An 11,942-nucleotide genomic window follows, 5' to 3' on the forward strand; every position below is an offset into this window, starting at 1 on the left:
GATGCGATGAGCAACGCCTTGAAAGGGCTGTTATGGCTGATTATCGCCGTGGTGGTGTTGGCGGGAGGATACGCGCTGTATACCCTGCTGCGGCCTGCCGGCGCGGAGCCTGCGGCGCCGATCGCCGGGGCGCCGGCCGGCATGACCGATAAACTGGCGCGCGGCGAGTACCTGGCGCGCGCCGCCGACTGTGTGGCGTGCCATACCGCGCCGGGCGGCGCGCCTTATGCGGGTGGCTTCGCCTTTAAACTGCCGTTCGGCACCATTTACGGCACCAACATCACCGCCGACAAGGAGACCGGCATCGGCAACTGGAGCGACGATCAGTTCGTGCGCGCGGTGCGTGAGGGCATCGGCCCGCAGGGCAACCTGTACCCGGCGATGCCGTACACCTCGTACACCGGGCTGAGCCGCGACGACGTGCTGGCGATTAAGGATTATCTGTTCAGCCTGCCGCCGGTGAAACAGGTCAACCCGCAAAACGATCTGTCGTTCCCGTTCAATCAGCGTTGGGGCATGAAATTCTGGAACCTGGCGTTCTTCCAGGAGCAGCGCTTCGCGCCGGATCTCAACAAGGATGAACAGTGGAATCGCGGCGCCTATCTGGCGACGGCGCTCGGCCACTGCGGTGAGTGCCATACGCCGCGCAATCTGGGGTTCGGCCTTAACCAGAGCAAGCACCTGAGCGGTGAAGTGGTGCAGGGCTGGTTCGCCGCCAACATCACGCCGGACAAACAGACCGGCATCGGCGGCTGGAGCGACCAGCAGCTGTCGCAATATCTGGCCACCGGTCATGCGCCGGGGCGCAGCAGCGCCGCCGGCCCGATGGCGGAAGCGGTGGAGAACAGCCTGCAGTTCCTGACGCGGGAAGATAATCTGGCGCTGGTGAAATACCTGCGCGATATCGAGCCGATCGCCGGGGACGACGCCGCGGCGGTGAACCTGCAGCCGAAGGGCGCGGGGGCTTCCACGCCGATCCTGCCGGGCGGGCAAGACAGCTCGCTCGGGCGCCGGGTGTTCGCCAACGACTGCAGCGGCTGCCACCAGTGGAACGGGCCGGGCCGCCAGAGCGAGTACGCGTCGCTGGTCGGCAGCACGGCGGTGAACGATCCGCAGGGGCGCAGCGTGGTGCAGGCCATCCTGAAGGGGACAAGCATCAGCGTCGGCGAGCGGCATGAGATGATGCCGGCGTTCGGCAGCGCGTATTCCGACGAGGAAGTGGCGGCGGTCGCCAACTTTGTGGTTGGCCATTTCGGCGACAAGCAGGGCAAGGTCACCGCCAAACAGGTGGCGGAGCAGCGCAAGCAGTAAAGAAAGCGGCGAGGGAGATTCTCCCTCGCCGCGGCGTCAGCGGCTGCGGCGCGACATCACCCGTTTGTCTTTCGGTCTATCCTGCCAGTCCTCAACCTGATTATTGAAGTTGTCCGCCAGCAGGTAAGCCGGGGTTTTCGCCAGCCAGTCGGACAACGAAATATCCTGATAAATGCCGTTGTCCATCACGATCAGTACCTTCAAATCCTCATCGCCGATGTTCTCGATGTAATGGCCGAAGCCCTGCGGCACGTAACCGACGTCCGAAGGGGCGTACTCTTCCGTCTGCGCATGGCCGTGCGAGCTGAACACCGTCATGCGGCCTTTGCCGGCAATATAGTATTGCCATTCGTTGGCATTGGGGTGCCAGTGCAATTCCCGGATTGCGCCGGGTTTCACGATCTCGATGATGCCGGTCATGGTGGTGGAAATGGGAAATTCTTTCGACGACACCAAATGGACGCTGCCGGCGTCATTTTCAAAGAACGGCTTTTGCTTCATTAATTCATAGCGGTGGGTCAGCGGGGCGTTATTTAATCCGCCGTCGTTTTTCGGCAATGGCAATGCGGGCGGAACGGCGCCGCCGACAATATAAGCTTCGCCCTGTTTGGCCTTGGAAAATACCGCCGCCGGCATGTCGACGCTTTTTTCCAATACCTCTTTCGGCATATGCGCCACCCAATCGGTAATACTGAAAGTGCCGAATTCAGAGAAGTGGCCGTTATCAAACGCCAGAATAAAATGCGCGCCGTCCGCCAGCGCCTGAATGGAATGGCCATAGCCTTTCGGGAAATACCAGACGTCGCCGGGGCCGAAATCCGCCACCTCACATTTTCCCTCGGGATCGAGGATGGTGATGCGCGCATGGCCTTCGAGCATAAACGCCCATTCGGCGGCGATGGCGTGCCAGTGCAGCTCACGCACGCCGCCCGGCTCCAGCGTCATGTCGACGCCCGCCACGCCTTCGGAGATCGGGAATTGCTCGACGGTGGCTTCGCGCGCCCAGCCGTTGGGCAGGCTGCGCTTTTTGCTGTCGGTGAATTTGTATTTATAGAGATGCTGCGCATCGGCAGGCGGCTGATAGCTGCTGGGAGGCACGATATTGCGATGGTCGTCGGCAGCGGCATTTTTGGCGATGCCGCCGATCATGCCGGCGGCGGCCGCGCTGACGGCGGAGACTTTCAATATATCACGACGCGATAGCATAGCGTTTTCTCCAATATAAAACCGTGCGCCTGCAGCGGCAGGCGACAGGGAAGGCGCGATCGCCATTGAAATGATTTTTTGTCATCGGCGGGAATAGGCTGTGACCCTTAAATCCTAGCGGCTGGAATGTATTGCGTAGGCGCTTATTTGTTTGCGTTTGTTACTAAGTGAGAGCGGGTTTAATTAATTAACCGGAAGTTGAATAGTCATGGATTGGAATTAATTTTCACCGCTCACAGGCTTAAATAAATAATAAACGAACGTCATTTTTTATTGGCCGTTCGGGCTTTTTATGACTGCCCCACGGTCTCCAGCACCAGCTGACGAAAGCGCTCGACGCGGTTAAAGGGTGACAACAGCCTGAAAACCCGTTTCAAGTCATTACGTAATGCATTAATTTGTGTAAAATCAGAGTTAACCCAATACCGTTGAGAACTTTGCTATGGCTGGCGTAAACAAAACACATCTGACCGAAACGGACATCATCACCAAATTTATTCTGTCGGCGGTCAAGGAAGCCGGTTGGGATGTGATGTCACAGATTCGGCAGGAAGTGAAACTCCGGGATGGTAAGATCGTGGTGCGCGGAAAACTGGCTTCCCGTATCAAAGTCAAATCCGCCGATATCGTTCTCTACCACAAGCCAAACTTGCCATTAGCGGTGATCGAGGCAAAAGCCAATCAGCACGCCATCGGCAAAGGGATGCAACAGGGGCTGGATTACGCCGGGCTGCTTGACGTTCCCTTTGTGTTTGCTTCCAACGGCGACGGTTTTATCTTCCATGACAAAACCAATCCCCAGCAGTTGGAGTCCGAAATTGCACTTAGCGACTTTCCAACGCCTGAACAGCTATGGCAGAAGTACTGTGTCTGGAAAGGGTTCACGCAGGAGCAATTGCCGGTCATCAGCCAAGATTATTACGATGACGGCAGTGGCAAGTCCCCCCGTTACTATCAGATGCAGGCGGTCAACCGAACGGTCGATGCCGTATCGGCAGGGAAAAACCGCGTTTTGTTGGTGATGGCGACCGGTACGGGCAAAACCTATACCGCGTTTCAGATCATCTGGCGGTTGTGGAAAGCGAAAAACAAAAAACGCATTCTGTTCCTGGCGGATCGCAACATTCTGGTCGATCAGACCAAAAATAACGATTTCCAGCCGTTTGGCAACGCCATGACCAAAATCGCCGGGCGCACCATCGATCCGGCCTATGAGGTCCATCTGGCATTGTACCAGGCGATAACCGGCCCCGAAGAGTATCAAAAAGCCTACAAACAGGTGGCGCCAGACTTCTTCGACCTGATCGTGATCGACGAATGCCACCGTGGCAGCGCCTCCGAGGATTCTGCATGGCGCGAAATTCTGGAGTATTTCGGCAGCGCCACCCAGATTGGCCTGACGGCGACGCCGAAAGAAACCGAAGACGTCTCCAACATCGACTACTTCGGTGATCCGGTGTACACCTACTCGCTGAAAGAGGGTATTGAAGACGGCTTCCTCGCGCCATACAAAGTGGTGCGTGTGGATATCGACGTTGACGTACAGGGCTGGCGGCCGCTTAAAGGACAGTTGGATAAATACGGCGCAGAAATTGAAGATCGCATTTATAACCTGAAAGATTTTGACCGCACGCTGGTAATTGATGAGCGTACCATGCTGGTGGCACAGACCATCACCGATTACCTCAAGCGCACCAACCCGATGGATAAAACCATCATCTTCTGCAACGACATCGATCATGCCGATCGCATGCGCCACGCGTTGGTGGTACTGAATGCGGAACAGGTCCTGAAGAACGAAAAGTATGTGATGAAAATCACCGGCGATGATGACGCCGGCAAGGCGCAGCTGGATAACTTTATCAATCCTAAAAAAGCCTACCCGGTTATCGCGACGACCTCCGAGTTGATGACTACCGGCGTGGATGCCCAAACCTGTAAATTGGTCGTGTTGGATCAGAACATCCAGTCGATGACCAAGTTCAAACAGATTATCGGGCGCGGCACGCGTATCAACGAAAAGTACGGCAAACTGTGGTTCACCATTCTCGATTTCAAAAAAGCGACCGAGCTGTTTGCGGATGAGCGCTTTGACGGCGTGCCGGAGAAAGTGCTGGTCGTGAAGCCTGACGATATTTCAGACGCGGAGTCTGATTTTAATGAACGGTTGGATGCCGAAGAGAACGCAGAAGAGACCTACGGCGCTGCGCATGAGGAACCGGCGGAATACCAGGCCAACCCGGATAAACCGGCGGGGAACGGTGAATTCCATCAGGATGACGACGGCCAAACCCGTAAATTTTATGTCAATGGTGTGACCGTCAGCGTGCTGGCCAAACGCGTTCAGTATTACGATGCCGATGGCAAGTTGGTCACTGAGTCCTTCCAGGATTACACCCGTAAAACCTTGCTCAAAGACGGTGAGTTCGCCTCGCTTGATGGCTTTGTGCGTAAATGGCAGGCGGCGCCGCGTAAACAGGCCATTATCGAAGAGCTGGAACAATTGGGTATCCTGTGGGATGTGTTGGCCGAAGAGGTGGGGAAAGATCTCGACCCGTTTGATTTGCTTTGCCATGTGGTGTACGGTCAGCCGCCGTTGACGCGCCAGGAGCGCGCCGCCAACGTGCGTAAGCGTGACTATTTCACCAAATACGCCGAACCGGCGCAGCAGGTGCTCAGCACGTTGCTGGATAAATATGCCGATGAAGGGGTACGGGAAATCGAGGACGTTCAGGTCTTGAAACTGAAGCCATTCGATACGCTGGGGCGTCCGCTGGAAATCATCAAAACCCGCTTCGGTGACAAGCAGGCTTACGAACAGGCGGTTAACGAACTGGAAAACGAAATCTATCGGTTACCGCCGCGTTTCGCCTGATAGCGCATAAACATTTTGCCACGGGTTGCTCCCGCAGCCGGTGGCATCCTTTTTTTAGTATGGAAAGAAAACATGTCGATTAGCTCAGTGATTAAATCCCTTCAGGACATTATGCGCAAAGACGCCGGCGTAGACGGCGACGCGCAGCGCCTTGGCCAGCTTTCGTGGCTGCTGTTTCTGAAAATTTTCGATACCCAGGAAGAAGAGCTGGAACTGGAGCAGGATGATTACCAGTTCCCGATCCCGCAACGCTATTTATGGCGCAGCTGGGCGGCGAACAGCGAAGGGATCACCGGGGATGCGTTGCTGGAGTTCGTCAACGACGACCTGTTCCCGACGCTGAAGAACCTCACCGCGCCTATCGACAAAAATCCACGCGGCTTTGTGGTCAAACAGGCGTTCAGTGATGCCTATAACTACATGAAAAACGGCACGTTGCTGCGCCAGGTGATCAACAAGCTCAACGAAATCGATTTCAGCAGCAGCCAGGAACGGCATTTGTTCGGCGATATCTACGAGCAGATCCTGCGTGACTTGCAAAGTGCCGGTAATGCGGGCGAGTTCTACACCCCGCGCGCCGTGACGCGTTTTATGGTCAACCGAATTGACCCGAAACTGGGCGAGTCGATCATGGATCCGGCCTGCGGCACCGGCGGTTTTCTCGCCTGCGCGTTTGACCATGTGAAAGAGCATTACGTCAAAACGACCGAAGACCACAAAACGCTGCAAACGCAGATTCACGGCGTAGAGAAGAAACAGCTGCCGCACCTGCTGTGCACCACCAATATGTTGTTGCACGGCATTGAGGTGCCGGTGCAAATTCGCCACGACAACACGCTCAACAAGCCGCTGTCTTCCTGGGATGAGCAGATTGACGTGATCGTCACCAACCCGCCGTTTGGCGGCACCGAAGAAGACGGCATCGAGAAGAACTTCCCGGCAGAGATGCAAACCCGTGAAACCGCCGATCTGTTCCTGCAGCTGATTATCGAAGTGCTGGCCGATAAAGGCCGTGCGGCGGTGGTGTTGCCGGACGGCACGCTGTTTGGCGAAGGCGTGAAAACTAAAATCAAAAAACTGCTCACCGAAGAGTGCAACCTGCACACCATCGTGCGTTTGCCGAACGGCGTGTTTAACCCGTACACCGGTATTAAAACCAATATTCTGTTCTTCACCAAAGGTCAACCGACTAAACAGGTGTGGTTCTACGAGCATCCGTACCCGGACGGCGTGAAGAACTACAGCAAAACCAAACCGATGAAGTTTGAAGAGTTCCAGGCCGAAATCGACTGGTGGGGCAACGAAGCGGACGGTTTTGCCGGCCGCGAAGAAAACAACCAGGCGTGGCAAGTCAGCATCGACGACATTATCGCCCGCAACTTCAACCTCGATATCAAAAACCCGTACCAGGGTGAAACCGTCAGCCACGATCCGGATGAACTGCTGGCGCAGTACCAGGCACAGCAGGCGGAAATCAGCGATCTGCGTAATCAGCTTCGCGACATCCTCGGCGCTGCGCTGGCCAGCAACAAGGGGGCGAACTGATGAGCGTTGAGAAACTGATTACCGACCATATTGATATCTGGTCTTCTGCGCTGCAAACCCGCTCCACCGCTGGGCGCGGCAGTAACGGCAAAATCGATCTCTATGGCATAAAGAAACTGCGCGAGCTGATTCTGGAACTGGCTGTGCGCGGCAAACTGGTGCCGCAGGATCAGAATGATGAACCGGCGTCTGAACTGTTAAAACGTATCGCTGCCGAGAAAGCAGAGCTGGTAAAGCAGGGGAAGATTAAAAAGCAGAAGCCGCTGCCGGAAATTAGTGAGGATGAGAAGCCGTTTGAATTGCCGGAGGGGTGGGAGTGGGTGACTTTGGCAACCATAGGTGAAATTGTTGGCGGAGGAACTCCAACATCTGAGAATCCACTCTATTGGAGTACTCAGGGGATTAAATGGTTAACTCCCGCTGACCTCAACGGACTCAAAGGTAAGTATATATCTTCCGGTGCCAGAGATATTACAATTGATGGTCTTTCTAATTCATCAGCCAAGTTAATGCCGAAAGGCTCTGTGCTTTTTTCCAGCCGAGCACCGATTGGTTATGTGGCGATTTCAAATAATGAGCTATCAACTAACCAAGGCTTCAAGTCTTGTGTGCCGTACATCAAAGAAAGTGCAGAGTATATATATTATTTTCTATTGAGTGCTGCTAAAAAAATAGATGAAATGGCAAGCGGGACGACATTTAAAGAAGTGTCAGGTGCGGTAGTCTCTAAGGTTTTGTTGCCTTTTCCCCCTATGAATGAGCAACTAAGAATTGTTGAAGTAGCCGATGATTTAATGTCCCTCTGCGACCAACTGGAACAACAATCTCTGACCAGTCTGGATGCGCATCAGCAACTGGTGGGAACCTTGCTGGCAACGCTGACCGACAGCCAAAATGCCGAACAACTCGCCGAAAACTGGGCGCGAATCAGCCAACATTTCGACACGCTGTTTACCACCGAAGCGAGTATCGACGCGCTTAAGCAAACCATTCTGCAACTGGCGGTGATGGGTAAACTGGTGCCGCAAGATCCTAACGACGAACCCGCTTCTGAACTGCTTAAACGTATTGAGCAGGAAAAAGCGCAGCTGGTGAAAGAAGGCAAAATTAAAAAGCAAAAACCGTTGCCGCCAGTGAGTGATGAGGAAAAACCGTTTGAGTTGCCGAATGGGTGGGAGTGGTGCCGTTTGGCCGAACTTGTTGCTATAAAAGGCGGTAAAAGAGTTTCAAATGGTTATAAATTACTTTCAGAACCAACCCCTTATGTCTATATTCGTGTGGCGGATATGAAAGATGGTACTATTGATTTATCTGACTTGAAATATATTGATGAAGACATGCACCAAAAAATCAAGAACTATATAATAACTAAAGATGACATTTACATGACAATTGTTGGTGCGACAATTGGCAAGTGCGGGATTGTTCCTGCGTTGCTGGATGGTATGAATCTTACAGAGAACGCAGCTAGATTAATACCATCAAAGCTAATTTCAAAAGGCTATCTATATCTATGTCTAAGAAGTGCTCTTTGCCAAGGGCAGTTCATAGATAAAACAATGCAGGTAGGTGTGCAAAAAATGGCTTTAAATAGATTGGCTAATACATTTATTGCTCTTCCTCCAACTAACGAGAGTTTGAGAATAAAGGACGTAGTTGAAGAGATGAATAATCTATGTTCAAAATTAGTATCTGGAATAATTGAATCCCAACAAACCCAGCTCCATCTGGCGGATGCGCTTACCGATGCCGCGTTAAACTAAGGAACATAACGATGCCGCTCCATCATGCAATCTGGCGGGTGGGGGATGCCCCCCAGCCACTGGCCATCAGCAAGCTCCCCAGTGAACAACTGCTGGAGAAGATGATCTTAAGCGATCCGACCATTATCTCTGATCAGTGGATGCTGATCGGCCATCAGGAAAATACGCTTGATAAGGGGCGTATCGATCTGCTGGCCATCGCGCCGGATGCCTCGTTGATTCTGATTGAGCTGAAGCGCGATCGCACGCCACGTGAGGTAGTGGCGCAGGCACTGGACTACGCCTCCTGGGTGGATGATCTCACTGCCGAGCGCCTGTCGCAGATTTACGAGAAATTCTCCGGCGGCGGCAATCTGGGGGAGGCGTTTAAGCAACGCTTTAACACCGAGCTGGAAGAGGACTCCCTGAATCAGTCACACCAAATTATCATCGTGGCGGCAGAACTGGATCCCTCAACCGAGCGCATCGTGGACTATCTCAGTAAGAATGGCATCTCGATTAACGTGCTGTTCTTCACCGTGTTCCAGCACGGTGATGAGCAATTCTTAAGCCGCGCCTGGCTTATCGATCCGAGCGAGACGCAAACCAATGCTGCGCAGGCCACTGCAGGAACCAGCGCCAAAACCAAAGAACCCTGGAACGGTGAGTTTTACGCTTCATTTGGCGATCCGTTAAGCCGGAGCTGGGAAGAGGCGCGTCGCTATGGATTTATCAGCGCTGGTGGCGGTAGCTGGTACAGCCAGACTTTAAAGCAGCTTCAACCGGGTAATCGGGTTTGGGTGAACATCCCGAAAACGGGTTATGTTGGCGTCGGCATTGTTCAGAGCGCGGTAGAACCCGCCAGAAGCTTTACTATTGATACGGAAGACGGTGAAAAGCTGGCGATGGATGTGCTTAAGTATCGCGATCTGTATCGCCGCAATGCCGATGATCCGGATAAGTCAGAGTATTTTGTCCCGGTAAAATGGCTGGAAACCCGCGGCGAAAATGACGCGATTAGTGAGGTTGGCTTTTTCGGTAACCAAAACACCGTGTGTAAGCCAACTACACCGAAGTGGCGCCATACCATTGAGAAGCTGAAACGCTATTTCCGCCATTGGGATGCGGACGCGTAATTGGGCTGTGCGACGGGATCACCATCATCAGCTACCCCCCACGGTCTCCAGCACCAACTGACGAAAGCGCTCGACGATCGGCGAAGCCGGGCTGCGGCGCAGCGCCAGGTAAAGCGGGGCGCTGAGCTGCGCTTCTGCGGCGAGAGTGCGGTAGACGATGCCGTCGCCGCCCAGCCGCCGCATGGAACCGGGCACGATTGACACCCCTAATCCGGCGCCCACCAGGCTGAGGGTGGCCGGCAGGCGCGGCGCTTCCTGCACGATGCGCGGGCTGAAGCCGGCGCGGTGGCAGGCGGCCAGGATGGCGTCGTACAGCCCCTGGCCGGCCGGGCGGCGATAGAGAATAAACGCCTCGTGGGCCAGTTCGGCCAACGGCAGCGGTTGCTGCGTTTCTTGCGCCAGCCGGTGGCCCAGCGGCAGGGCGACGATCATCGGCTCGCTGAGCACTGGCTCGACGCTCAGGCCGGGAATGCCGTTGGCCGGCGAGCGCACGAAGGCGGCGTCGAGGCGCTGTTCCAGCAACGCCTCCATCAGTTCGCCGCTGCCGGCTTCTTCCAGTTGAGTGGTGATGCCCGGCAGGATGTCGCGGTAGCGGCGCAGCAGGTTGGGCACGAACGGGTGCAGCGCGGCGGAACTGGTGAAACCGATGGCGATGTGGCCCTGCTCGCCGCGGGCGGCGCGCTGCACCGCTTCGCGCAGGCGTTCGGCGCGCGCCAGCAGGGCGCGAGCTTCTTCGAACAGCACGTCGCCCGCTTCGGTGACGCGCACGCCGCGCGGTAATCGCTGTAACAACTTCACGCCCAATTCGTCTTCCAACCCCTGCAACAGGCGGGTCAGCGGCGGCTGCTGGATAAACAGCCGCTCGGCGGCGCGGGTGATGTTGCCTTCTTCCACCACGGTGACGAACGCCCGCAGGCGACGCAGTTCAATCATAACCATACCTCAAAGGTATCTTTCGTTGTTCCGGAATGCATTAGACATCATGGCACGGCGGCGCGCATGATACCAGACATCAAAACAAGCGATGTGGAACGGCAATGTCATGTCAGATATCAATACGTTAAAACCGCACCCGGCGGCAGCGCCGGGCAACGCGGCGCTGTTTTTGGGCTTTCTGTGGCTGGGGTTGATCGGCTTCGGCGGCGTACTGCCGATGGCGCGCAGCATGTTGGTGGAACGCCGGCGCTGGCTGAACGCGGAACAGTTCACCGAGCTGCTCGGCCTGTGCCAGTTTTTGCCCGGCGGCAATGTGATCAACCTGTCGGTGGCGGTGGGGATGGAATTTCGCGGGCTGCGCGGCGCGCTGTGCGCCTTGCTGGGCCTCATCAGCGCGCCGACGGCGATCGTGGTGGGGCTGGGCGTGGTGTACGCCCGCTTCCAAAACGATCCCCATGTGCAGCATGTGTTCGCCGGGCTGGCCGCCGCGGCCGCCGGGCTGCTGCTCTCGACCGGGATCAAGATGCTGCTGCCGCTGCGCGGCAAATGGCCGGCGCTGGCGATCGTCGCGCTGGCGTTGATCGCCATTGCCTGGCTGCGCCTGCCGCTGTTGCCGACCATGCTGGTGCTGGCGCCGCTGAGCATTCTGCTGATGTGGCGGTGGCCGTCATGAGCGGGGTGTTGATGGCGTTGGCGCTGATCTTCACCGAGCTCTCTTTATTGGCGTTCGGCGGCGGCATGACCATTCTGCCGGAGATGCAGCGGCAGGTGGTGGAGGTGCATCAGTGGATGAGCGCCCAGGAGTTCAGCGCGCTGTTCGCCATGGCGCAGGCCGCGCCGGGGCCGAACATGATGATCGTGCCGCTGGTCGGTTGGCACGTGGCCGGCTGGGCGGGGCTGCTGGTTTCTTCGATCGCCAAGTTCGGGCCGTCTTCCATCGTTACGCTATTGGTGATGGGCGCCTGGCGGCGCTTTAAGGATCGCCCGTGGCGCCGCATCGTGCAGGCCGGGTTGGTGCCGCTGACCGTGGGGCTGGTGGTGGCCAGCGGCCTTTTGATCGCCGAGGCTTCAGCGCCCCATTGGCGGCTGGCGGCGATCGTGGCGCTGGCGACGGGATTGAGCATGAGCAAGCGCCTCCATCCGCTGTGGGTGCTGGCGGGCGGCGCGCTGCTCGGCCTGCTGTTTGCCTGA

9 protein-coding genes are annotated in these 11,942 nt (G+C 56.1%); 7 read left to right on the forward strand and 2 right to left on the reverse strand.

Annotated elements, in window-relative coordinates:
• The first annotated feature begins 6 nt into the window (after positions 1-6).
• The gene (locus ACORQT_RS11645; RefSeq protein WP_164058046.1) at positions 7-1,311 is read left to right on the forward strand and encodes a c-type cytochrome; all 1,305 of its coding nucleotides are present in this window, start codon (positions 7-9) and stop codon (positions 1,309-1,311) included.
• Positions 1,312-1,347: 36 nt separating this feature from the next.
• Here the strand turns inward: ACORQT_RS11645 and ACORQT_RS11650 are convergent, their stop codons facing one another.
• The gene (locus ACORQT_RS11650) at positions 1,348-2,517 is read right to left on the reverse strand and encodes a cupin domain-containing protein (protein ID WP_164058045.1); all 1,170 of its coding nucleotides are present in this window, start codon (positions 2,515-2,517) and stop codon (positions 1,348-1,350) included.
• 442 nt (positions 2,518-2,959) lie between these two features.
• Between ACORQT_RS11650 and hsdR the strand changes: the two genes are divergently transcribed.
• The 4 genes from hsdR (at position 2,960) to ACORQT_RS11670 (ending at position 9,815) form a co-directional block, all read left to right on the forward strand.
• Positions 2,960-5,392, forward strand: a complete 2,433-nt coding sequence (hsdR, locus tag ACORQT_RS11655) for an EcoAI/FtnUII family type I restriction enzme subunit R (RefSeq protein WP_164058044.1) — start codon at positions 2,960-2,962, stop codon at positions 5,390-5,392.
• Positions 5,393-5,464: 72 nt separating this feature from the next.
• Positions 5,465-6,937 carry an N-6 DNA methylase gene (locus tag ACORQT_RS11660; RefSeq protein ID WP_164058043.1) on the forward strand — a complete coding sequence of 491 codons (1,473 nt, stop codon included), beginning with the start codon at positions 5,465-5,467 and terminating at the stop codon, positions 6,935-6,937.
• On the forward strand, positions 6,937-8,700 hold the full coding sequence (locus tag ACORQT_RS11665; protein WP_164058042.1) for a restriction endonuclease subunit S: 1,764 nt from the start codon (positions 6,937-6,939) through the stop codon (positions 8,698-8,700). The genes ACORQT_RS11660 and ACORQT_RS11665 overlap by 1 nt, the downstream gene beginning before the upstream one ends.
• An 11-nt stretch (positions 8,701-8,711) precedes the next feature.
• A complete protein-coding gene (locus ACORQT_RS11670) occupies positions 8,712-9,815 on the forward strand; it encodes a nuclease (protein WP_164058041.1) in 1,104 nt (367 codons plus the stop codon).
• Between the two features lie 27 nt (positions 9,816-9,842).
• Here the strand turns inward: ACORQT_RS11670 and ACORQT_RS11675 are convergent, their stop codons facing one another.
• The gene (locus ACORQT_RS11675) at positions 9,843-10,754 is read right to left on the reverse strand and encodes a LysR family transcriptional regulator (protein WP_164058040.1); all 912 of its coding nucleotides are present in this window, start codon (positions 10,752-10,754) and stop codon (positions 9,843-9,845) included.
• A gap of 103 nt (positions 10,755-10,857) precedes the next feature.
• On the opposite strand from ACORQT_RS11675, the gene ACORQT_RS11680 reads away from it, so the two are divergent.
• Complete coding sequence (locus ACORQT_RS11680; protein WP_042785697.1) at positions 10,858-11,424, forward strand: chromate transporter; 567 nt, start codon at positions 10,858-10,860, stop codon at positions 11,422-11,424.
• Positions 11,421-11,942 (forward strand): chromate transporter, encoded by a 522-nt coding sequence (locus ACORQT_RS11685; RefSeq protein WP_033644268.1) that lies wholly within the window; start codon positions 11,421-11,423, stop codon positions 11,940-11,942. Before ACORQT_RS11680 ends, ACORQT_RS11685 begins: the two co-directional genes overlap by 4 nt.

It is taken from the genome of Serratia sp. (in: enterobacteria) (genome assembly GCF_052400455.1).
In the GTDB taxonomy this organism is placed as follows: Bacteria; Pseudomonadota; Gammaproteobacteria; order Enterobacterales; family Enterobacteriaceae; genus Serratia; species Serratia ureilytica.

Excerpts from the sequence above, each read along its gene's own strand:
- ACORQT_RS11645 (WP_164058046.1), top strand. The coding sequence starts at position 7 with ATGAGCAACGCCTTGAAAGGGCTGTTATGGCTGATTATCGCCGTGGTG.
- ACORQT_RS11650 (WP_164058045.1), bottom strand. The coding sequence starts at position 2,517 with ATGCTATCGCGTCGTGATATATTGAAAGTCTCCGCCGTCAGCGCGGCC.
- hsdR (WP_164058044.1), top strand. The coding sequence starts at position 2,960 with ATGGCTGGCGTAAACAAAACACATCTGACCGAAACGGACATCATCACC.
- ACORQT_RS11660 (WP_164058043.1), top strand. The coding sequence starts at position 5,465 with ATGTCGATTAGCTCAGTGATTAAATCCCTTCAGGACATTATGCGCAAA.
- ACORQT_RS11665 (WP_164058042.1), top strand. The coding sequence starts at position 6,937 with ATGAGCGTTGAGAAACTGATTACCGACCATATTGATATCTGGTCTTCT.
- ACORQT_RS11670 (WP_164058041.1), top strand. The coding sequence starts at position 8,712 with ATGCCGCTCCATCATGCAATCTGGCGGGTGGGGGATGCCCCCCAGCCA.
- ACORQT_RS11675 (WP_164058040.1), bottom strand. The coding sequence starts at position 10,754 with ATGGTTATGATTGAACTGCGTCGCCTGCGGGCGTTCGTCACCGTGGTG.
- ACORQT_RS11680 (WP_042785697.1), top strand. The coding sequence starts at position 10,858 with ATGTCAGATATCAATACGTTAAAACCGCACCCGGCGGCAGCGCCGGGC.
- ACORQT_RS11685 (WP_033644268.1), top strand. The coding sequence starts at position 11,421 with ATGAGCGGGGTGTTGATGGCGTTGGCGCTGATCTTCACCGAGCTCTCT.